19 protein-coding genes are annotated in these 22,270 nt (G+C 69.9%); 9 read left to right on the top strand and 10 right to left on the bottom strand.

The window, feature by feature from the left end; all coding sequences use genetic code 11:
- Positions 1–17: 17 nt before the first annotated feature.
- From ACWIHT_RS37370 to ACWIHT_RS37390, 5 genes are all read right to left on the bottom strand, one after another.
- Positions 18–1,037 carry a TolB family protein gene (locus tag ACWIHT_RS37370; RefSeq protein WP_456172895.1) on the bottom strand — a complete coding sequence of 340 codons (1,020 nt, stop codon included), beginning with the start codon at positions 1,035–1,037 and terminating at the stop codon, positions 18–20.
- Positions 1,034–2,371 carry an MFS transporter gene (locus tag ACWIHT_RS37375; RefSeq protein ID WP_456172896.1) on the bottom strand — a complete coding sequence of 446 codons (1,338 nt, stop codon included), beginning with the start codon at positions 2,369–2,371 and terminating at the stop codon, positions 1,034–1,036. The genes ACWIHT_RS37370 and ACWIHT_RS37375 overlap by 4 nt, the downstream gene beginning before the upstream one ends.
- Before the next feature lies 1 nt (position 2,372).
- Complete coding sequence (locus tag ACWIHT_RS37380) at positions 2,373–3,263, bottom strand: alkaline phosphatase family protein (RefSeq protein WP_456172897.1); 891 nt, start codon at positions 3,261–3,263, stop codon at positions 2,373–2,375.
- 115 nt (positions 3,264–3,378) lie between these two features.
- A complete protein-coding gene (locus tag ACWIHT_RS37385) occupies positions 3,379–3,819 on the bottom strand; it encodes a VOC family protein (RefSeq protein WP_456172898.1) in 441 nt (146 codons plus the stop codon).
- 97 nt (positions 3,820–3,916) lie between these two features.
- Complete coding sequence (locus tag ACWIHT_RS37390) at positions 3,917–4,429, bottom strand: pyridoxamine 5'-phosphate oxidase family protein (protein WP_456172899.1); 513 nt, start codon at positions 4,427–4,429, stop codon at positions 3,917–3,919.
- Between the two features lie 146 nt (positions 4,430–4,575).
- Here ACWIHT_RS37390 and ACWIHT_RS37395 point away from each other — a divergent pair, with 146 nt between their 5' ends.
- Positions 4,576–7,575: a bifunctional [glutamine synthetase] adenylyltransferase/[glutamine synthetase]-adenylyl-L-tyrosine phosphorylase gene (locus tag ACWIHT_RS37395; protein ID WP_456172900.1), complete on the top strand. Its 3,000-nt coding sequence runs from the start codon at positions 4,576–4,578 to the stop codon at positions 7,573–7,575.
- On the opposite strand, the gene ACWIHT_RS37400 is transcribed toward ACWIHT_RS37395, so the two are convergent.
- Positions 7,572–8,528: a DMT family transporter gene (locus ACWIHT_RS37400; protein WP_456172901.1), complete on the bottom strand. Its 957-nt coding sequence runs from the start codon at positions 8,526–8,528 to the stop codon at positions 7,572–7,574. The two genes, ACWIHT_RS37395 and ACWIHT_RS37400, sit on opposite strands and share 4 nt — an antisense overlap.
- A gap of 72 nt (positions 8,529–8,600) precedes the next feature.
- On the opposite strand from ACWIHT_RS37400, the gene ACWIHT_RS37405 reads away from it, so the two are divergent.
- The gene (locus tag ACWIHT_RS37405) at positions 8,601–9,539 is read left to right on the top strand and encodes a LysR family transcriptional regulator (protein ID WP_456172902.1); all 939 of its coding nucleotides are present in this window, start codon (positions 8,601–8,603) and stop codon (positions 9,537–9,539) included.
- 27 nt (positions 9,540–9,566) lie between these two features.
- On the opposite strand, the gene ACWIHT_RS37410 is transcribed toward ACWIHT_RS37405, so the two are convergent.
- Positions 9,567–10,427, bottom strand: a complete 861-nt coding sequence (locus tag ACWIHT_RS37410; RefSeq protein ID WP_456172903.1) for a phosphatase PAP2 family protein — start codon at positions 10,425–10,427, stop codon at positions 9,567–9,569.
- A gap of 131 nt (positions 10,428–10,558) precedes the next feature.
- A complete protein-coding gene (locus ACWIHT_RS37415) occupies positions 10,559–11,593 on the bottom strand; it encodes a LacI family DNA-binding transcriptional regulator (RefSeq protein ID WP_307783319.1) in 1,035 nt (344 codons plus the stop codon).
- Positions 11,594–11,943: 350 nt separating this feature from the next.
- On the opposite strand from ACWIHT_RS37415, the gene ACWIHT_RS37420 reads away from it, so the two are divergent.
- From ACWIHT_RS37420 to ACWIHT_RS37445, 6 genes are all read left to right on the top strand, one after another.
- On the top strand, positions 11,944–13,218 hold the full coding sequence (locus ACWIHT_RS37420) for an extracellular solute-binding protein (protein WP_456172904.1): 1,275 nt from the start codon (positions 11,944–11,946) through the stop codon (positions 13,216–13,218).
- 130 nt (positions 13,219–13,348) lie between these two features.
- Positions 13,349–14,353, top strand: coding sequence for a carbohydrate ABC transporter permease (locus ACWIHT_RS37425; protein WP_456173010.1), 1,005 nt, complete (start codon positions 13,349–13,351; stop codon positions 14,351–14,353).
- A 13-nt stretch (positions 14,354–14,366) separates the two neighbouring features.
- Positions 14,367–15,239, top strand: coding sequence for a sugar ABC transporter permease (locus ACWIHT_RS37430; protein WP_456172906.1), 873 nt, complete (start codon positions 14,367–14,369; stop codon positions 15,237–15,239).
- 171 nt (positions 15,240–15,410) lie between these two features.
- Complete coding sequence (locus tag ACWIHT_RS37435) at positions 15,411–17,075, top strand: glycoside hydrolase family 13 protein (RefSeq protein WP_456172908.1); 1,665 nt, start codon at positions 15,411–15,413, stop codon at positions 17,073–17,075.
- A gap of 149 nt (positions 17,076–17,224) precedes the next feature.
- Positions 17,225–18,601 (top strand): alpha-amylase, encoded by a 1,377-nt coding sequence (locus tag ACWIHT_RS37440; protein ID WP_456172909.1) that lies wholly within the window; start codon positions 17,225–17,227, stop codon positions 18,599–18,601.
- Positions 18,602–18,671: 70 nt separating this feature from the next.
- Entirely contained in the window at positions 18,672–19,628 is a 957-nt protein-coding gene (locus ACWIHT_RS37445) for a S66 peptidase family protein (protein ID WP_456172911.1), read from the top strand.
- 16 nt (positions 19,629–19,644) lie between these two features.
- Here ACWIHT_RS37445 and ACWIHT_RS37450 read toward each other — a convergent pair whose 3' ends face one another.
- On the bottom strand, positions 19,645–20,250 hold the full coding sequence (locus ACWIHT_RS37450) for a DUF4232 domain-containing protein (RefSeq protein WP_456172912.1): 606 nt from the start codon (positions 20,248–20,250) through the stop codon (positions 19,645–19,647).
- 243 nt (positions 20,251–20,493) lie between these two features.
- Here ACWIHT_RS37450 and ACWIHT_RS37455 point away from each other — a divergent pair, with 243 nt between their 5' ends.
- Positions 20,494–21,327 carry an NAD(P)H-binding protein gene (locus tag ACWIHT_RS37455; protein ID WP_456172913.1) on the top strand — a complete coding sequence of 278 codons (834 nt, stop codon included), beginning with the start codon at positions 20,494–20,496 and terminating at the stop codon, positions 21,325–21,327.
- A 27-nt stretch (positions 21,328–21,354) separates the two neighbouring features.
- On the opposite strand, the gene ACWIHT_RS37460 is transcribed toward ACWIHT_RS37455, so the two are convergent.
- Positions 21,355–22,209: a hypothetical protein gene (locus ACWIHT_RS37460; protein WP_456172915.1), complete on the bottom strand. Its 855-nt coding sequence runs from the start codon at positions 22,207–22,209 to the stop codon at positions 21,355–21,357.
- Between the last annotated feature and the right edge of the window lie 61 nt (positions 22,210–22,270).

Consider the following 22,270-nt stretch of genomic DNA (forward strand, 5'->3'; position numbering starts at 1 on the left):
ACCCGGCCAGGTTCGCCCTATTTCACAAACGCGGGAGACACCGCCGCCGTGCTGATCCGCCGAGCCTTCCCCGTCCCGTCCGCCGGCACCGCGTACAGATCCGCCCCGTAGTCGCCGGGCATGGCGTAGACGATCGTGTGGTCGTCGTGCCACACCGCCTGGTCGTCCACGCTGCGGGGTTCGGCCAGCGAAGTCTCCTGCATCGTGCGGAGGTTGAGCACGTACAGATGCCAAGGAGCGTCCTTCGGAAGGCCCTTCACCCGTTTCTTGAAGGCGATCCTCGTGCCGTCCGGCGACAGGGACGGGCATTCGACGTTCGTGTGGATCGTGGTGACCGTGTGCGCCTTCAGGTCGCCCCTGACCAGGTACGTGCTGCCCTTTGTCGCCAGCGTCGCGTAGAACGTGCGGTCGTCCGCCGCGAAGGTCACGCCCCAGAAGTTGACGTCGGCCGCGTGGTAGACGTGACCGTCCTTGAGGATGCGGAACGACTCCAGGGACGGGGTCAGTCGGCCCGTCCTGGTGTCGACGATCGCCGCGCGCGTGGAGAAGTTCGTGCCCGCGTACGAGTCGCCGCCGACGAATGCCGTCCAGGCCGCGAAGTGGCCCGTGGGGGAGACGCGGGCCCGGGAGGGGATGCCGGGGACGTCGTAGCGGGCCCGCACCTTGAGGCGGGCGTCGAGGATCAGCGCGCGGTAGGTGTCCGTGACCGTGCCGTGGACCGCCTGGAGACAGACTCCCGTGCCCGAACTGGCGTAGAAGCGGAGGCACTTGAGGCCGGAGGCGGTGCGTGGGCCGGAGGGGTCGGCGGCCGGGACCGTGGTGAGTTCGTCCCGGTGCGGGCCCCAGGCCATGTTGCGGAACACCATGCGGGCGGGGGTGGTCAGGGTGACCCGGCCCGCGGTGACCTGTGGGCCGCCGGGCTGGACCTGGTCCCGCTGCCCGGCACGCGCCGACGCGTGGAGTACCGAGGCGACGGCGATCCCCGCCAGCAGGACGATCGCCGTGGCGAGGATCAGGACGCGGTTGCGCAGGGTCATCGGGCAGGCTCCAGGACTGATCGGCCGGGGTGGAGTCTCAGGGCGAACACCGCGCAGACCGTCAGTGCCGCCGCCGACGCCATGAGCGCCGTACGGTCGCCCCACAGCGTCCACGCCGCCCCGAAGCCCAGCGAGCACACGAACCGCGCCGCCGCCTGGCCCGTCTGCACCAGCGCCAGGCCCGACGAGCGCAGCTCCTCCGGCACGCTGTCCGAGGCCGCCGCCATCAGTACGCCGTCGGTCGCCGCGTAGAAACCGCCGTGCAGGAGGAGGACGGCGTAGGGGAGGGCCGTGCCGTGCCAGGACGTCAGCAGCAAGGCGTACGCCGTGAGGAGGGCGCCGTGGCCGGACAGGAACACCCGCCAGCGGCCGACGCGGTCCGCGAGGCGGCCCAGAGGTACGGCGAGCAGCAGGAAAGCCGCCGCCGTGCCCAGGGGGAGCAGGGCGAACCAGCGGTCGGGGACGCCGAGGCGGCGTTGCAGGAGCAGGTACACGAAGGAGTCGCTCACCGTCGCCAGGCCCAGGAGCAGCGCGCAGACGGTGATACGGCGCAGGTCGCGGCGGGCGAGGAGGGCGAAGGCGGCGCGGAGGGTGGGGCGGCTCGAAGGCGTCGGTGTCGATGTCGGTGTCGATATCGGTGTCGGTGTCGGTGTCGGCGCCCATGCCCGGCCGCCCGGGACGAACAGCACCAGCACCAGGACTCCGACCACCGCCACGCAGAAACTCACCGTGAACACCGCGTCGTACCCGTCGACCGTCGCCCGCAGGATCAGGAACGCCACCAGCGGGCCGAGCAGCGCGCCCGCCGTGTCCATCGCGCGGTGTACGCCGAAGGCACGACCCCGGTTCTCCGGGGTGGAGGAGAGGGAGATCAGCGCGTCGCGCGGTGCCGTGCGCAGGCCCTTGCCGGTGCGGTCGGCGGCCAGGATCAGGCCGATGGGGGTGAGGGTGTGGGCCAGGAGGAGGAGCAGCTTGCAGGCCGCGGAGACGGCGTAGCCCACGCCCGCGACCCACTTGTGGCGGCCGCCGCCCCGGTCGGCGAGGTGGCCGCCGGCCAGCCGGACGAGTGCCGAGAAACCGTTGTAGATGCCGTCCAGGAGACCGAAGCCGAGCGGTGACAGGCCGAGGCCCGTCACCAGGTACAGCGGCAGCACCGCGGTCACCATCTCTGACGACACGTCGGTGATCAGGCTGACCGCGCCGAGCGCCAGCACCGTAGGGGCGACGCCCGCGGACACCCGCGCCGTAGTACCCGTAGTACCCGTAGTACCCGTAGTACCCGTAGTACCCCCGGCACTCGGGGCAGCGTTGGCGCGGCTGTCCGCCACGTACATCTCAGGACGCCCAGATGCCGGTGATGTCGGCGGCCGAGGCCGCGTTGCCCGCGTGGGTGGACAGGCCCTGGGAGTCCTCCAGGGTCCGCAGCAGGTTGTAGTGGTTGTACGTGGTCGAGGACGTCGAACCCGCCGTCACCGGCTGGCCGTAGAGGACCGTCGGGATGCGGTTGCCGCTGAGCAGGTTGTCCTCGTCGAAGGTGACGACGAGGAGGCTGTTGTGCGTCTTGGCCCAAGTCGCGTACGCGCCAAGGTTGTTCTTCAGCCAGGTGTCACCGGTCGCCACCGAGCAGTCGTGCATGTCGCTGCACAGGTTGGGGGTCACGAAGGAGATGTCGGGGAGCGTCGTGTAGTCCGTGGGGAACTGCGCGAAGGTCTTCGCCGTCGACGTCGCGACGTTGGAGAAACCGAACCACGGGTTGTGCTTACGCGCGTAGTTGCCGCTGCTGCATGTCGTCGAACCCTGGCTCGGCAGCGTCTCGTTGTAGCTGGCCCAGGTGCCGCCCGCCGCCGTCACCTCGGAGGCGAGGTTCGCGGCCGAGGAGAAGCCCGCCGTGTAGCAACTGTCGCTGGTGATGCCCTGGGTGGAGCCGGAGAACAGCGCGAAGTAGTTCGGCTGGCTCGGGTGGGTGATCCCGTACGACTGGGTGAGGGCGGCGCCGCCGGTCGCGAGCGAGTTGATGTAGGGGGCACTGGAGGAGCCGATGACCTGGCTGTAGGCGTGGTTCTCCATCACCACGACGACGACGTGGTCCGGGGTCGGCACCACGGTCGCGGCGTGCGCGGTCGAGGCGGTGCCGAAACCGGTCCAGACCCCGACGGCGGCTGCCGAGAAGGCGAGCGCGGACGCCGCGACGGCGCGGCTGCGGCGGTACACGGAAGTGCCGGACACTTCAACCTCCGGGGTGGGGGGGAGGAGGACGGGGGTGATGGTGCGCATCGAGCATGCACACGCCAAAATGCCCGCATCCCACCTCGCCCAACCCGCTGGATGAAGAAGTGGTGAACTACTGCTCTCCCGCCGCCAGTTGAGCCAGCACCTGATGCAGCGGCTCGGTGGCCCGCTTCCGGTACTCCTGGATCGCCCAGCCGTTCCCGTCCGGGTCCTTGAAGTACATGAACGTCGCCCCGTCCTGCGGCGCGAACTGCACCGGCTCGCTCACCTCAAGCCCCCGCGCGGTCAGTTCGTCGTAGGCCGCCTTCGCGTCCGTCACGCACAACTGCATGCCGTGGTACGTCCCCGGTTGCGGCGTCCCGGTCGGGATCTGCAAGCCGTCCACGAGGGCGATGGAACACCCGGACCCCGGCGGCGTGAGCTGCACGATCCGCACGCCCTCCATCACCTCACCGTCGAGATCGACGTGGAAGCCGACCTTGTCCTGGTAGAACGCCTTGGCCCGGTCCACGTCCGAGACGGGCAGCAGGATCACTTCGAGGGTCATGTCCATGGCTTGACTCCTTTGTCAGGCACGTCCTCAGGCACGTCTTCAGGCACGTTTTCAGGCACGTTTTCAGGTGCGTCTTCAGGCACCTTTGTCGGGCGCGTCACTCGAACCGCCACCGCGTCTGGCTGAACGGCTCCCCCTTACCGAAGCCGAAAACCGTGCACGGCGCCACAGCGAAGACGAACGCGTATCCGCCACCGTGCTGGAAGGCCTCGTCCCGCACCTCGAAGTGCCAGAAACTGCCGTACTTCGCCTCCCACGCGGCGGCCAGCACCCGCAACCGGTTCTCGTCCACGACCCGCACCGCCGCACCCTCGACGACCAGGTCGTACCCCTCGTCCCAGGTGCTCGTGCCGGTCGTCAGTACGACGTGCGGGTTCTCGGCGAGGTTGCGGGCCTTGCGCTCCTCGGGGCCGGTGCAGAAGTGCAGCGCCCTGTCCGCCCACACCGCGGGCAGGGGCGTCACATGCGGCCGCCCGTCCGGCCGTACCGTCGAGATCCAGAACAGTTCGGCCGCGTCGAGCCGCGCCTCGGCCGTGGCCCAGTCGGTCGCGGTGGCCGCCGGGTCGCTGTAGCGGGGGTCGAGACGGGTACGCGGTTCCTTGTCGGTCATCGGCTTCTCCCTGAGTTGTCGGTCGTCCCCTACTGGAGACCCCGTCCCCCTCCGGAACTCATCGCCGCACGCCCCGGCGCCCCCGCCCGCACCTGCGGTTAGGCTCGGGAGGTCACGACCTTGATCCGAGCTGAGGGAGGCCGAGGATGACGGCGCCGGGGCGCAGGAGCAGCACCTTCTCGCGACTGCTGCGGCACGGTTTCACCGATCCCTCGGCCGCCGAGCGGCTCCTGGAGAGCGCGGAGCTGGCGCCGATAAGGAACGACCCGGTCCTGCTGGAAGCGCTGGGCGCCACCGCCGACCCCGACCTCGCCCTTCAGGGTCTCGTACGACTCCTGGAGGCGCAGCCCGAGCCCACCGCGCGCCGCGAGCTGACGGACACGCTGATCGCGGCGAAACCCCTACGGGACCGGCTGCTCGGTGTGCTCGGCGCCTCCGCCGCCCTCGGCGACCATCTCGCCCGGCATCCGCGCGACTGGCACGCCCTCGTCATGTACGAGCCCCGCGACCTCCACCCCGGGGTGGAGGAGTTCGAACGCGGGCTGGCGGAAGCCACCGATCCCGTCGCCCTCCGCGTCGCCTACCGCCGCTGCCTGCTCTCGATCGCCGCCCGCGATGTGTGCGGCACCACCGACCTCGCGCAGACCGCCGCCGAACTCGCCGACCTCGCCACCGCCACCCTGCGCGCCGCCCTCGCCATCGCGGGCGCCGCCGCACCCGACGACGCCGCGCTGTGCCGGCTCGCGGTGATCGCGATGGGCAAGTGCGGCGGCCACGAGCTGAACTACGTCTCCGACGTCGACGTCATCTTCGTCGGCGAGGCGGTCGACGGCGCCGACGAGGGCAAGGCGCTCCGCGCCGCCACCAAGCTCGCCGCGCACATGATGCGGATCTGCTCCGAGACCACCGTCGAGGGCTCCATCTGGCCCGTCGACGCCAACCTCCGCCCCGAGGGCCGCAACGGCCCCCTGGTCCGCACCCTCGCCAGCCACCTCGCCTACTACCAGCGCTGGGCGAAGACTTGGGAGTTCCAGGCCTTGCTCAAGGCCCGCGCGGTGGCCGGCGACCTCGCACTCGGGCACGAGTACGTCACCGCCCTCGAACCCCTCGTGTGGAAGGCGGCCGAGCGCGAGAACTTCGTCACCGACGTGCAGAAGATGCGCCGCCGGGTTGTCGAGAACATCCCCGCCGCCGAGATCGACCGCGAACTGAAGCTCGCCCCCGGCGGCCTCCGCGATGTCGAATTCGCCGTCCAGCTCCTTCAGTTGGTGCACGGCCGCGCCGACCTCTCGCTGCGCAGCGGCACCACGCTCGTCGCGCTCCAGGCCCTCGCCGCCGGCGGCTACGTCGGCCGCGAGGACGCCGCCCGCCTAGACGACGCCTACCGTTTCCTCCGCACGATGGAACACCGCATCCAGCTCTACCGGTTGCGCCGCACCCACCTGGTCCCCGTCGAGGAGACCGACCAGCGCCGCCTCGGCCGCTCGATGGGCCTGCGCACCGACCCGGTCGCCGAGCTGAACCGCGAGTGGAAGCGCCACGCGACGGTCGTACGACGCCTGCACGAGAAGCTCTTCTACCGTCCGCTCCTCGACGCGGTCGCCCAACTCGCCCCCGGCGAGACCAGGTTGAGCGCCCAGGCGGCCCGCGAACGCCTGGTGGCCCTCGGCTACGTAGACCCGGCCGCGGCCCTGCGCCACATCGAGGCCCTCGCCTCCGGCGTCACCCGCAAGGCCGCCATCCAACGCACCCTGCTTCCCGTCCTGTTGGGCTGGTTCGCCGACTCCGCCGACCCCGACGCGGGCCTCCTCAACTTCCGCAAGGTCTCCGACGCGCTCGGCAAAACCCCTTGGTACCTACGGCTGTTGAGGGACGAGGGCGCAGCCGCCGAGAACCTCGCCCGCGTCCTCTCCGCCGGCCGCCTCGCCCCCGACCTCCTCATGCGCGCCCCCGAAGCGGTCGCCCTGCTCGGTGACGGCGACGGCGGCAGCGGCCTCGAACCCCGCGAACGCGCCCACCTGGACCAGGAGATACTGGCCGCGGTCGGCCGCGCCGACGACGCCGTCCAGGCCGTCACCTTCGCCCGCGGCGTCCGCCGCCGCGAACTCTTCCGTACGGCCGCCTTCGACATCGTCGGCTCCTACGGCACCGAGACGCAGCCCGTCGAGGCCGACCAGGGCGCGCTCGTCGACCGGGTCGGCGGCGCCGTCTCCGACCTCACCGCGGCGACCCTCGCCGGCACGCTGCGCGCGGTCGTGCGCGAGGGCTGGGGCGACACCCTCCCCACCCGCTTCGCCGTCATCGGCATGGGCCGCTTCGGCGGCCACGAACTGGGCTACGGCTCCGACGCGGACGTCCTGTTCGTGCACGAACCCCGCGAGGGCGTGCCCGAGCGCGAGGCCTCCGAGGCGGCCAACAAGGTCGTCTCCGAGATGCGGCGGCTGCTTCAAGTCGCCAGCTCCGACCCGCCGTTGCTGATCGACGCGGATCTGCGTCCCGAGGGCAAGTCGGGGCCGCTCGTACGGTCGTTGAACTCCTACGAGGCGTACTACCGCCGGTGGTCCCTGGTCTGGGAGTCGCAGGCGCTGCTGCGGGCCGAACCCGTGGCCGGGGACGAGGAGTTGGGCCGCCGGTTCATCGAGCTGATCGATCCGCTGCGGTATCCGGCCGAGGGACTCGGCGACGACGCCGTACGGGAGATCCGGCGGCTCAAGGCCCGTATGGAGTCCGAGCGGTTGCCTCGCGGCGCGGACCCGACGCTGCACACCAAGCTGGGGCGTGGGGGGCTCTCCGACGTCGAATGGACCGTGCAGCTCATGCAGTTGCGGCACGGGTGGGTCGAGTCGGGGTTGCGGACGACTCGTACGCGGGGGGCCCTTGCCGCGGCTTGCGCTGCCGAACTCATTTCTGCCGAGGATGCTTCGACGCTGGACGAGGCGTGGGTGTTGGCCACGCGGGTTCGTAACGCGGTGATGCTGGTGAGGGGGCGGGCGGGGGACACGTTTCCCTCTGATCCGCGTGAACTGGCCGCTGTGGGGCGGTACTTGGGGTATGGGCCGGGGCATGTGGGGGACATGCTCGATGACTATCGGCGGACTACTCGGCGGGCTCGGGGTGTGGTGGATGTGTTGTTCTACGGGGCCTAGGAAGGTTGTTCGTTGGCTGCGGGTGCGTGGGGGCTGGGCGCGCCCGCGCGGCGGAGCCGTACATGTGACGGCCCCGCGCCCCTGAAAGCCTTCGCTGAGCGGTGTCTTGTCAGGGCTACGCCCACCAGGACCACCGCCATCCCCGCCACCACCCGCAACCCCACCCTCTCGTCCAGCAGCACCGCCCCCAGCGACACCGACACAACTGGCAGCAGGTAACCGACCGTTGCCGCGCTCGTCGCGCCCTCGTCGGCGATCAGGCGGTAGTTGAGATAGAAGGTCACACCGGTGCCCAGGACGCCGAGGGCGGTCACCGCGAGGAGGGCCGTGAGGTCGGGGTGCAGAGAACCGGCGGCGGGCAGCCCCAGGGTCGTCCAAGCCGTCGCCGCCATCAACTGGGCCGCCGAGACCGCCAACGGCGCCTGGCCGCTGGTGAGTTTGCGGGCCATGTAGGCGAAGGCCACGGCGTAGCTCGCGGCGGCGGCCAGCAGGGCGAGCGCGCCCCAACTGGCCAGGCCCGAGCGCTGCCACGGGGCGAAGATCAGGACCGTACCCGCGAAGCCGAGCAGAAGGCCGGTGAGGCGGGCCCGGCCGAGGCCGCGGTCGGTGCCCAGCGCGATGCCGATCAGCAGGGACCACAAGGGAGTTGTGGCGTTCAGGACGCCCGCGATCCCGGAGTCGACGGTCTGCTCGCCCACACTGAACAGGGCGAACGGGATGGCGTTGCAGAAGAGGGCGGCCACCGCGAGCCGGCCCCAGGTGGCGCGGTCGCGGGGCAGGCGCTGGCCGGCCGCGCGGGCCAGGGCCAGCAGGACCAGTGTGCCCAGGGCGCAGCGGGTGATGGTGATCTGGGCGGGGGAAAGGCCGTGGTCCAGGGCGAGTTTGATCCACAGGAAGCCCGAACCCCACAGGAGGGCGAGCGCGGCCATGCGGAGTGTCGAGGCGGGCTGCATGGGTCCACGGTCGGACAGCCCGACCTTTCAGCACAAGCGAAGGATTCTACAGCCACTGTTAACCTCTCCTACATGCTTGATGTGCGACGCATGCAGGTGCTGCGGGCCGTGGTGGACAGCGGGTCGGTGACCGCGGCGGCGGCCCGGCTCGGCTACACGCCGTCCGCCGTCAGCCAGCAGATCGGCGCGCTGGAGAAGGAGGCCGGGACCGCGCTGCTGGAGCGGGTGGGGCGCGGGGTGCGGCCCACGGCGGCCGGGCTGCTGCTCACCGGGTACGCGGACGCGATCGGCCGGCAGGTCGCCGAGGCGGAGACGGCGTTGGCGGACCTGGTGGCCGGGCGCACCGGACAGCTCACGGTCCGCTACTTCGCCACGGCCGGCGCCGCTCTGGTCGCCCCCGCCGTGGCCCGGCTCCGCGCCGAACACCCGGGAGTGCGGCTGGAGTTGAAGCTGACCGACCCCGAGGATCCGCTGCCGGAGGTGAAGGAGGGGCGGGCGGATGTCGCGCTGGTCGTGGGCGCCTCCGCAGGCTCCGCCTCCGCTGCCTCCGCTGCCTCCGCAGGTCCCGCCGATCCCGGCGGCGTACGGCTGGTGAAGCTGCTCGATGATCCGTATCTCGCCGTGCTGCCCAAGGGGCACCGGCTGGCCGCGCGGCGGAGTGTGGAGCTGCGGGAGCTGGCCGAGGAGGCGTGGGTCGGGAGCGAGTGGCCGGGGCCGTGCCTCGACGCCCAGCTCGGCGCGTGCGCGGCGGCGGGGTTCCGGCCGAAGTTCGCGGTCGAGAGTGAGGACTACGCGACCGCGCAGGGCTTCGTCGCGGCGGGCCTCGGGGTGACCCTGATTCCCCGGCTGGGGCTGGGCAGCCGCCATCCGGACGCGGTCGTACGGGTAGTACGGGATCCGGAGCCGGTGCGGACCATCCACGCGGCCGTCCGCGAGACGGCACCGCCACAGCCGGCTCTGCGGGCGTTTCTGCGGGCGCTGCGGGACGCGGCGGCCGCAACCGTCGACTAGGCCTTGTCGGCAGTCGGCAGTCGGCAGCTAGGCCTTCGTCGGCAGCGGGAGCCCGTCCGCTCCCCGTACCGCCACCGTACGAGGCAAGGCGTACGGGAAGGCGCCGTACCAGACGCGGGAGACCGTGAAGCCGAAGGCGAGGCAGAGCATGCCGCCGACCGCGTCGAGCCAGAAGTGGTTGGCCGTGGAGACGATGACCATGAGGGTGGCCGCCGGGTAGAGGAGGCCGAGGATTCGGACCCAGGGGAGTTTCGCCAGGGCGAAGATCGTCAGGCCGCACCACAGGGACCAGCCGATGTGCATGGACGGCATCGCGGCGTACTGGTTCGACATGTGCTTCAGGTCGCCGGAGGCCATCGAACCCCAGGTCTGGTGGACCATGACGGTGTCGACGAAGTGGCCGCCGTTCATCAGGCGGGGCGGGGCCAGCGGGAAGAAGTAGTAGCCGACCAGGGCCACCGCGGTGGTCGCGAAGAGGACCAGGCGGGTCGCCGCGTACCGGCCCGGATGACTGCGGTACAGCCACACCAGGACACCGAGCGTCACCACGAAGTGCAGTGTGGCGTAGTAGTAGTTCATGCCGACGATCAGCCAAGTCACCGAGTTCACGGCGTGGTTGACCGACTGCTCGACGGCGATGCCGAGGTGGTTCTCCATACGCCACAGCCAGTCGGCGTTGCGCAGTGCCTCGGTCCGCTGTTCCGGAACCGCGTTGCGGATCTGTGAGTACGTCCAGTAACTCACCGCGATCAGCAGGATCTCGAACCACAGCCGGGGCCGGCGCGGCGTCCGCAACCGGCGCAGAAAACGTTGCCCCGCGGCGTCCGCGACGGGGCTCGGAACGGCTTCTTCACGGCCTTCCAATGTCGTCACGGTGGTCTCACCCATAGACACAAAGTCTGCCAGAAAAGGCTTCCGCGACCGATCATCCCTTGGTCGGGTCCGGCTCGCATGTTCTACGACGAGAAGAGTCCCCGTACTACTACCAGCGCACTGGAAACCGCCGCGGTTTCTCCCCCTTAGGGACGATTCCGTTCCCCGGGCGCCGAAGCCGTTGAACCCCGTACCACCAGTTCCGGCATGAACACGAACTCACTGTGCGGCGCGGGCGTCCCGCCGATCTCCTCAAGCAACGTCCGCACCGCCGCCTGCCCCATCGCCGGTACCGGCTTGCGGATCGTGGTCAGCGGCGGGTCGGTGAACGCGATCAGCGGGGAGTCGTCGAAGCCCACCACCGAGACCTCCCGCGGCACCGCCAGACCCCGCTGCCGGGCCGCCCGTATCGCGCCGAGCGCCATCATGTCGCTCGCGCACACGATCGCCGTGCAGTCGCGGTCGATCAGCGCGGCGGCGGCAGCCTGCCCGCCCTCCAGCGTGTACAGCGAGTGCTGGACGAGCCGCGTCTCCACGTCCTCGGCGGTCAGGGCCAGTTGGTCCTGCATCGCGCGGACGAAGCCCTCGATCTTGCGTTGTACGGGTACGAAGCGCTTCGGCCCCAGCGCCAGACCGATGCGGGTGTGGCCGAGTGAGACGAGGTGGGTGACGGCGAGGGTCATCGCCGCGCGGTCGTCGGGGGAGATGAACGGCGCCTGCACCTTCGGCGAGAAGCCGTCCACGAGCACGAACGGCACGCCCTGCGCCCGCAGTTGCTCGTAGCGCTGCATGTCCGCGGAGGTGTCCGCGTGCAGTCCGGAGACGAAGATGATGCCGGCCACCCCGCGGTCGACGAGCATCTCGGTCAGCTCGTCCTCCGTGGACCCGCCCGGGGTCTGGGTGGCGAGCACCGGGGTGTAGCCCTGCCGGGTCAGCGCCTGCCCTATGACCTGCGCCAGGGCGGGGAATATCGGGTTCTCCAGCTCCGGCGTGATGAGACCGACCAGGCCCTCGCTGCGCTGCCGCAGCCGTACCGGACGTTCGTAGCCGAGCACGTCGAGGGCGGCGAGGACGGACTGGCGGGTGGTGGCGGCGACGCCAGGCTTGCCGTTGAGGACGCGGCTGACGGTCGCTTCGCTCACCCCCGCCTGGGCGGCGATGTCGGCAAGCCGTGTGGTCACGGGAGTGGACTGTACCGGCCGTCGGCGCGCTGCGGGTTGCTGCGTCATCGCGATCCCTCGTGTTCTGGTCAACGTACGACATGCGGCAAGTGCTTGCAGAGTCTTGCACAAGTGTCCCATTGCCCGCTCAGCCGCATCAACACTGGGTTGCGCGAGGGTCGAGGAGAGGTCACGGGCGAGTAACTCTCCAGCCGTCTTGCAGTTTTTTGCAGCAAGGACTTTCGCAACGCTTGCATCGCTGTTACGTTCGGCGACGCCCGGCGGCGGCGAAGGAGCGGTCGGCGAGTCACAGGGGCGGCGGACGGGCCCGCCCCCTGCGGCACACGGGCTTTCACCCTCAAGGAGAACTCATGCGGCGTGGCATAGCGGCCACCGCTCTGGTGGCGTCCCTCGCCCTCGCGGCGACGGCCTGCGGCGGCAGCGACAGTGACAGCGGCAAGTCGGACGGGCCGGTCACCATCACCTGGTGGGACACCTCCAACGCCACCAATGAGGCACCGACATACAAGGCCCTGGTCGCCAAGTTCGAGGCCGCCAACAAGAACATCAAGGTCAAGTACGTCAACGTGCCCTTCGACCAGGCGCAGAACAAGTTCGACACCGCCGCCGGCTCCAAGGGCGCCCCGGACGTGCTGCGTTCGGAGGTCGGCTGGACCCCCGCCTTCGCGAAGAAGGGCTACTTCCTGCCGCTCGACGGCACCGAAGCCCTCGCCGACCAGGCCAAGTTCAAGCCGAACCTGATCACGCAGGCCCAGTACGACGGCAAGACGTACGGCGTGCCGCTGGTCACCGACACCCTCGCCCTCGTCTACAACAAGGCGCTCTTCGCGCAGGCCGGGATCACCCAAGCGCCCACCACCTGGGACGAGTTGAAGACCGACGCGGCGAAGATCAAGGCGAAGGCCAAGGTCGACGGCTACTGGGGCTCCACCCAGGCCTACTACGCGCAGACCTTCCTCTACGGCGAGGGCACCGACACCGTCGACGCCGCCGCCAAGAAGATCACCGTGGACTCCGCCGCCGCGAAGAAGGCCTACGGCACCTGGCTGAGCCTGTTCTCCGGCACCGGCCTGCACAAGGCCGACACCACCGCCGACGCCTACGCCCACATCCAGGACGCGTTCGTCAACGGCAAGGTCGCGGCGATCATCCAGGGCCCCTGGGAGATCACGAACTTCTACAAGGGCTCGGCCTTCACGGACAAGTCCAACCTCGGCATCGCGCAGATCCCGGCCGGCTCCACCGGCAAGTCCGGTGCCCCGACCGGCGGTCACAACCTGTCGGTCTACGCCGGCTCGGACTCCGCGCACCAGAAGGCGTCTTTGAAGTTCCTCAACTTCATGACCTCGGCCGCCTCCCAGTCGACGATCGCGCTGAAGAACTCGACGCTGCCGACCCGCGACGACGCCTACACCGCCGCCGTCAAGGCCGACCCGGGCATCGCCGGCTTCCAGGGCGTCCTCGGTGCCGCCCAGCCACGCCCGGCCCTCGCCGAGTACAGCTCGCTGTGGGGTCCGCTGGACACCGAGCTGCCCAAGGTCGCCGGCGGCAAGGAGTCCCTCGACAAGGGCCTGGGCAACGCCGAGTTGGCGATCGCCAAGCTGGTCCCGGACTTCAGCAAGTAGCCCCGTACGGCCGTCGGATCCGCGAGCAGCAGCTTGGGGGACGGATCCGGCGGCCATCGGCCTGCGCGCAGGCCCGGCAGGACCAACTCCTGAACTTCCAGAAGGTGTCGAACGAACCATGACAGTCGATGTGACAGTCTCCATCGATCGCGCGACCGGCAAGCGCCACGGTGACCGGGCGCCCCGCCCCGGGCCCGGCCAACGCCTCAAGTCCGGCTACCAGAAGCACTGGTACGCGTACGCGATGATCATCCCCGTGGTCGTCGTGCTCGGCGTCCTCGTGCTCTACCCCCTGGTGTACGGCCTCTACTTGACGCTCACCGACGCCAACAGCCTCAACACCGCGCGCACGATCGGCGTCAACCACATCGACGCCACCTACAAGTTCATCGGGTTCGACAACTACAAGGACATCCTGTTCGGCCCGACCTCGTACGACCGCTTCTGGTCGCACTTCATCTGGACGATCGTCTGGACCGCGGTCTGCGTCACCCTGCACTACACGATCGGCCTGGCCCTCGCCCTGCTGCTCAACCAGAAGCTGCGCGGACGCACCCTGTACCGGCTCCTGTTGATCCTGCCGTGGGCCGTCCCCACCTTCGTCACCGTGTTCGGCTGGCGTTTCATGCTCGCCGACGGTGGCATCATCAACACCGCGCTGCACACCCTGCACCTGCCCCAACCCGACTGGCTGGAAAGCACGTTCTGGCAGCGGTTCGCCGCGATCATGGTCAACACCTGGTGCGGGGTGCCGTTCATGATGGTCTCCATGCTCGGCGGACTCCAGTCCATCGACGCCTCGCTCTACGAGGCCGCCGAGATGGACGGCGCGGGCCCCTGGCAGCGCTTCCGCTACGTCACCCTCCCGGGCCTCAGGTCGGTCAGCTCCACCGTCGTACTCCTCGGTGTCATCTGGACGTTCAACCAGTTCGCCGTCATCTTCCTGCTGTTCGGCAACACGGCCCCCGACGCCTCGATCCTCGTCACCTGGTCGTACTACCTCGGCTTCGGCCAACAGCCGCGTGACTTCGCCCAGTCGGCCGCCTACGGCATCCTGCTGCTGGCCATCCTGATCGTCTTCACCTCCTTCTACCGCCGCTGGCTGAACCGCAATGACCAACAGCTCGCGATCTGAGACAGGAGCCCCCATGCGCAGCACGACCGACACCACGCCCCAACGGGCGCGCCGCCGGGGCGAGTTGAGCCGCTCCGGCGCCCTCGCCTCGCACGGCATCCTGATCGTCGCGAGCCTGATAGCGCTCTTCCCGATCGCCTGGCTGGTCTTCCTCTCGCTGGGCCCGGACGCGGACGACTACCTCCACCCGGCCGGCATCTGGAAGAAGATGACGTTCGGCAACTACTCGTTCGTGCTCCAACACACCGAGTTCTTCGACTGGTTGAAGAGTTCGATGATCGTCTCGCTCGGCACGTCGTTCATCGGTGTGACGATCGCCGCGACCACCGGCTACGCCGTCTCGCGGATGCGTTTCCCCGGCTACCGGAAGTTCATGTGGGTCCTCCTGGTCACCCAGATGTTCCCGATCGCGGTACTCATCGTCCCGATGTACCAGATCCTGGCGGACCTCCAGCTGATCGACAGCTACCTTGGTCTCATCCTCGTCTACTGCTCGACCACGGTGCCCTACTGCGCATGGCTGCTGAAGGGCTACTTCGACACGATCCCGTTCGAGATCGACGAGGCCGGACGCGTCGACGGGCTGAACCCCTTCGGCACGTTCGCGCGACTGATCCTGCCGCTCGCCAAACCGGGCCTGGCGGTCGCCGCGTTCTACAGCTTCCTCACGGCTTTCGGCGAGGTCGCGTTCGCGTCCACGTTCATGCTGTCCGACACGAAGTACACGTTCGCGGTCGGGTTGCAGACGTTCGTGAGCGAGCACGACGCACAGCGGAATCTGATGGCCGCGACGGCTGTGCTGATCGCGATACCTGTGGCCGCGTTCTTCTATCTCGTGCAGAAGAACTTGGTTACTGGGCTTACCGCGGGTGGCACGAAGGGCTGACGGTTCGTCTTTTGTCTGCTGCGCCGTCGTGGCTGGTCGCGCAGTTCCCCGCGCCCCTTTTGGGGGGCGTGCCCCCCAAACCCCCCAACCCGGGGCGGTCGTGGTGTCCATCCGACCCCGCTGTCATCACGACCGCCTCGCCCCACACTCCCGTTACGTACCAAGGACGCCATGACCCAGCAGCACTCGGCCATCGCCCCCGCACCGAACTCCGCCAAAGCCAAGCGCGGCGACTGGTGGCGGGACGCGGTCATCTACCAGGTCTATCCGCGCAGTTTCGCCGACAGCAACGGTGACGGCATGGGGGACCTGGAGGGCGTACGCTCCCGACTCCCTTATCTGCGTGACCTCGGTGTCGACGCCGTCTGGCTCAGCCCGTTCTACGCCTCGCCGCAGGCGGACGCTGGCTACGACGTCGCCGACTACCGTGCCGTGGACCCGATGTTCGGCAGTCTCCTCGACGCCGACGCGCTGATCCGTGACGTCCATGGCCTCGATCTGCGTGTCATCGTCGACCTCGTCCCCAACCACTCCTCCGACCAACACGAGTGGTTCAAGCGGGCGTTGCGGGAAGGCCCCGGCTCGCCGCTGCGGGAGCGCTATCACTTCCGCCCGGGCAAGGGCGAGCACGGCGAACTCCCGCCCAACGACTGGGAGTCCATCTTCGGCGGGCCGGCCTGGACCCAAGTCGCGGACGGGGAGTGGTACTTGCACCTCTTCGCGCCCGAGCAGCCCGACTTCAACTGGGAACACCCGGCGGTGGGCGACGAGTTCAGGTCCGTGCTCCGGTTCTGGCTGGACATCGGCGTCGACGGTTTCCGGATCGACGTCGCCCATGGGCTGGTGAAGGCGGAGGGGCTGCCCGACCTCGGCTCGCACGACCAGGTCAAGCTGCTGGGCAACGATGTCATGCCGTTCTTCGACCAGGACGGCGTGCACGACATCTACCGGCAGTGGCGCCTGGTCCTCGACGAGTACGCGGGCGAGCGCATCTTCGTCGCCGAGGCGTGGACCCCGACCGTGGAGCGGACGGCCAACTACGTCCGCCCGGACGAGCTCCACCAGGCCTTCAACTTCCAGTATCTGGCGACCGATTGGGATGCGGCGGAACTCCGTACGGTCATCGACCGGACCTTGGAGGCCATGCGTCCCGTCGGTGCCCCCGCGACCTGGGTGCTGTCCAACCACGACGTCACCCGGCACGCCACCCGGTTCGCCAACCCGCCCGGCCTCGGCACCCAGATCCGTACCGCCGGGGACCGGGAACTGGGCCTGCGCCGGGCCCGCGCGGCGACGCTGCTGATGCTGGCGCTGCCCGGCTCGGCGTACATCTACCAGGGCGAGGAACTCGGGCTGCCTGATGTCGTCGACCTGTCGGACGAAGTGCGCCAGGACCCCGCCTACTTCAGGGGCGCGGGCCAGGACGGGTTCCGTGACGGGTGCCGGGTGCCGATCCCGTGGACGCGCACCGGATCGTCGTACGGCTTCGGGAACGGCGGGAGTTGGCTGCCGCAGCCGGACGGCTGGGGCGAGTTGAGCATCGAGGCGCAGACGGGGACGGCCGGTTCGACGCTGGAGCTGTACCGGGCCGCGCTCGCCGCCCGCCGTACCCAGCCCGATCTCGGCGCGGGCGACTCGGTGGAGTGGCTGCGGGCGCCGGAGGGCGTACTCGCCTTCCGGCGGGGGGAGTTCGTGTGTGTCGCGAACACGAGCGGGGAGTCGGTGACGACGTCGGCGTACGGCCGCCCGCTGCTCGCCAGCGGTGAGGTGACCGAGGCGGACGGCGAGGCGAAGCTGCCCGCCGACACGACGGTCTGGTGGACCACCACCCCGTAACTGCCGCTCCGCCACGGGAAGTTCTTGCAGCAACTTCACACGGCCCGCTGCCCTTTTGGGCGGCGGGCCTTTAACATCTGGCCACCGCAAGGTTTCCACGGGATTTCAGCAAGAACCTTCAAGTGCCTTCAACGGAGAAGGAACCCCACATGGCCAGCAGCAGATCACTTGCAGGCGCCTTCGCCCTCGCCGCCGCCACGGCGGTCCTGGTGCCCGGCACCGCACACGCCTCCCCGCCCGGCACCAAGGACGTCACCGCAGTCCTCTTCGAGTGGAACTTCGCCTCGGTCGCCAAGGAGTGCACCAACACCCTCGGCCCGGCCGGTTACGGCTTCGTCCAGGTCTCCCCGCCCGCCGAGCACATACAGGGCTCGCAGTGGTGGACGTCGTACCAGCCGGTGAGCTACAAGATCGCCGGACGGCTCGGCGACGCGACCGCCTTCCAGAACATGATCAACACCTGCCACGCGGCGGGCGTGAAGGTCGTCGTCGACACCGTCATCAACCACATGTCGGCGGGCAGCGGCACCGGCACCGGCGGTTCGTCGTACACGAAGTACAACTACCCCGGCCTGTACTCCTCGTACGACATGGACGACTGCACGGCGACGATCAGCGACTACACCAACCGCGCCAACGTCCAGAACTGCGAACTCGTCGGCCTCGCCGACCTGGACACCGGCGAGGAGTACGTCCGCGCCACCATCGCCGGTTACATGAACAGCCTCCTCGGCTACGGCGCCGACGGCTTCCGCATCGACGCGGCCAAGCACATCCCGGCGACCGACCTCGCGAACATCAAGTCCCGGCTGAGCAATCCGTCGGTGTACTGGAAGCAGGAGGTCATCTACGGCAGCGGCGAGGCCGTCCAGCCCACCGAGTACACCGGCAACGGGGACGTCCAGGAGTTCCGCTACGCCTACGACCTCAAGCGCGTCTTCAACAACGAGAACCTCGCCTACCTGAAGAACTACGGGGAGGGCTGGGGGTACATGAGCAGTTCGGTCGCCGGAGTCTTCGTCGACAACCACGACACCGAGCGCAACGGCAGCACGTTGAACTACAAGGACGGCGCCAACTACACGCTGGCCAACGTCTTCATGCTCGCCTACCCCTACGGCGCCCCGGACATCAACTCCGGCTACGAGTGGTCGGACACGGACGCCGGACCGCCCAACAACGGTGCGGTGACCGCCTGTTGGCAGGACGGCTGGAAGTGCCAGCACGCCTGGCCGGAGATCAAGTCCATGGTCGCCTTCCGCAACGCCACCAGCGGCCAGTCCCTCACCAACTGGTGGGACGACGGCAACGACGCGATCGGCTTCGGGCGGGGCAGCAAGGGCTACGTGGCCATCAACCACGAGTCGTACTCGCTGACCCAGACGTACCAGACCTCGCTGGCCGCGGGCACGTACTGCAACGTCCAGAACAACACGTCGGTGACCGTGAACTCCAGCGGACAGTTCACCGCGACCCTGGGCTCCAACACGGCCCTCGCGATCTACACGGGCAAGACGAGCTGTTGAGCGGGGCGGGGCCGGAACTCCCGTGAGGGGTACGGGAGTTCCGGCCCCGCGTACGGGGGAAGATCGCCGTATGGACACCTCCGGCAACCTCCCGACCTTGAGAGCGCCGCGGTTGCGACCGGGCGACCGGGTGCGGATCGTCGCCCCGGCCTGTCCCCCCGGACGCGAGCATGTCGCCCGTGGCGTCGAGCAGTTGACGGCATGGGGGCTGCGGCCCGAGGTGGGCGAGCATGTCTTCGACCAGTGGGGATACATGGCCGGGCGGGATGAGGACCGGGTCGCCGACCTCAACTCCGCGTTCCGTGATCCGGGGGTCCGCGCGGTGTTCGCCGCCATGGGCGGCAAGGGCACCTACCGCGTCGTCGACGACCTCGACACCGACGCGCTGCGCCGTGACCCGAAACCGGTGGTCGGCTTCAGCGACATCACCCACCTCCACCTCGCGCTGTGGGCCCGCTGCCGACTGGCCTGTCTGCACGGGCCCTTCCCCGACGCGGGCGACGACGGACGCGGGTCCGCGTCGGCCGACGCGGTCCGCCGGGCCCTGATGACCACCGAGCCCGTCGTCCTCCACCGGGACAGCGGCGAAGCCACGGCCGCCGTCACCGTCGAGGGCACCGCGACCGGTGTCCTGGTCGGCGGCAACCTCGACGCGATCCGCACCGAGACAGGCGCCGGGCTGCCGAGTCTCGACGGGGCGATCCTCTTCCTCGAACACCAGCGGGGAACAGGGCTCGGGGAGGTCGACCGCGCGCTGACCCAACTGACCCGGGCCGGGGCGCTGGAGGGTCTGCGCGGTGTCGCGCTCGGCCAGTTCATCGGCTTCGAGCGGGATGCCGGCGACGCGCGCCTCGGGGGATGGGGCATCGCGGACATCCTGCGTGACCGGCTGACCCGCCTGGGCGTTCCCGTCCTCGGCGGGCTCCCGGCCGGGCACGGCCCGCATCCGCCGACCGTTCCGCTCGGCACGCGGGCGACCATCGACACGGCCGAGGGAACGCTGACGGTGCGGTCGGCCGTCGTCTGACCGCCGTCGGCGCGGGTCAGTCGTTGACGGTGATGTGCCTGGCCAGCGCGGTGACCGACAGGTCGCCGTGGTCGACCCACTGGGGGAAGGCCAGCGTCTTGTGCTGGGTGGAACCGGGCGGGGTGATCTCCAGGAACGAGGCACGGACCGCCCCCGACGTGCCCGTGTTGGCGTGGGTCCAGGCGACGACGGCCTCGGCGCTCTGGCCGTCCTTGAGGGTGAGGGTCTTCTTGCCGGGGTTGTGCGCGTACCAGGTGTTGCCCCAGTGGGTGTGGGCCGTGAGCTTCTTGTGGGCGGAGTTCTCCAGGCCCAGGCCGGGGTAGCCGCGCAGCGCGCAGGTCCTGCCGCTGAGGTTGCGCAGGGTGATGACGACGCCCTGGTGGTTCATGCCGCCCGCGAGTTGGCGGCCGAACGTGGCCTTGAGCGCCCCGGCGGAGCAGGTCGGCGTGGCCTTCGCGGCGCTCGTGGTGGTCGCGGCGTTGGCGGTGGTCGCCCAGGCCGAGAGCCCCAGCCCGGCGACGGCGGCCAGACCCATCACCGTACGCCCGAAGCGGCGCTCGGCGCGGTGCCGGGGCTTGGCGGGGCCGGCCTGGTCGGTGGTGGTGTTCTGCTGCTCGTTCACGGTGATCGTGCTCCACTCCTGCTCCGCGGCCCGGGTCGCGGTGTGCGCCCTGTGCCGTCCTCCGGTGCCGTACACAAGGTCCGATGCGCGGCCGGGCGGATTTGTTCGCGGAAGTTGGCGGAAGTTGTCGGAAGTTCGCAGGGGGCGTGCGGCAAGGGGGGGGGCGGGCGCCCCTTGACCTCAAGCATGATTGAGCTTCTAGCGTGTCGTCGAGTTGATCAACGACGGCGGGAGAACACGCTCATGATCCTCGTGACCGGAGCCACCGGAAACATCGGAAGTGCTTTGCTGAGGGAGTTGCACGGCTGTGGCGCGGGGCCGCTGAGGGCGTTCACCCGCGACGCCGCACGGGCCGCGTTCCCCGCGGGGGTCGAGGCCGCCGAAGGTGACTTCGCGGCGCCGGAGTCCGTGAAGTCCGCTCTGCGCGGGGTGAGTTCACTGTTCCTCGTGTCGCGTCTCGGGCCGGATGCCGACCTCCTCGGGGCCGCCCGGCGGGCGGGTGTGGAGCACGTGGTGCTGGTGTCGTCCATCACGGTTCAGACCCATCCGCGGCTGGGCCCCGCCGGGGAGAACCTGGCGGTCGAACGGCTGCTCAAGGACAGCGGCATGGCCTGGACGATTCTGCGGCCGACGCAGTTCGCCTCGAACGCGCTGATGTGGGCGGCGTCGATCCGCGCCGGTGAGCCCGTCCGCGCGCCGTACCCGGACACCGGGCTGCCCACGATCCACCCCGCGGACATCGCGTCCGTGGCCCGGGTGGCGCTGACCCGGCCCGGCCACCAGGGGCGGACGTACACCCTCACCGGTCCGCGGCCGGTGACTCCCCGGCAGCAGGTCGAGGCCATCGCGGCGGCGCTCGGCCGGGAGGTGCCCTTCATCGGGATCGGCCGGCAGGAGGCGCACGCCCGGATGGCCGAGGTCTTCGGGGCCGAGGCCGCCGAGGCGGTGCTCGACGTCATGAGCGGGGACGTCAATGACGAGCTGCTGGCGGTGCGTGACACGGTCTCCTGGGTCACCGGGTCTCCGGCCAGGCCGTTCGAGCAGTGGGCCGCCGAGAACGTCGGCCTCTTCCGCTGAGACACCGGGCCGGGTCGGTCAGGTCGGTCAGTGCTCGCCCGCCGACGACAGCAGGCGGTCGATCGCGGCCCGCTTGTAGTAGTCGGTGCCGCCGACCGTGATGTGTCTGCGCGGGGCGTCCTTGCGGCGCAGCAGGGTGCTGACCCGTTCGCGGCGCTGCTCGGCGGTGCCGTCGTGGCCGGACCGGAGCAGGAGTTCCGCGATGTCGCTGCGGGCGATCAGCCCGTGACGGGGCATCAACTGCCTTGCCGCTTCGGCGAGATAGGCCCGTGCCACGGTGTGGGTGACTCCCAGTTCGCAGGCGAGCCTCGTCGTGGTCAAGTCCTCCGGGCCGGTCAGGGCCGCCTCCAGTCGGGCGACCACCTTCGGGACGCGTCCGTCCGCGCGCCGCGTCGCGTATCCGGGGCGCTCGGTGTCGTACCAGAGGAACCAGTCGGCCACGGCCGCCGCGTCGCGCTTGCGTCCTACGGCGCGGGGGAACGGCCTGACCGGATGGTTCTCGTAGGACTTGGCGAGGTTGCTGACGGCGCCCGGTGTCACCCCGCGCCGCCGGGCGATGTCGGCCCACCCCCATTGCTCGCCGGGGGCGTGGCTCAGTCGCCGGGGCTCGGCGGCCAGCCGTGGGCCGGTGCGCAGTACGCCGGTGCCGTCCTTCGGTTCGAAGAGGTTGCGGCGGATCAGGGCCGCGACGGCCGCGCGCTCGATGAGTTGGGTGTTGTGCGGGCCCGTGCGGATCGTGGACGGGCCGAGGACTCCTTCGGCCACCCAGGTGCGGACCGTCTTCTCCGAGACACCGGCCAGCTCACTCACCTGCCTGCGCGTGATCCAGGGATCGCGCAGTGCGGCGAGCCGCTGCTCGAACTGTTCTCGTGTAGTGGTCATCCTTTCCATGGTCCCGCCCGGCCCCGGCGGGAGCCACGCGGGGTCCCGTAGGGGCCGGACG

The organism is Streptomyces sp. NPDC002276 (assembly GCF_053891435.1).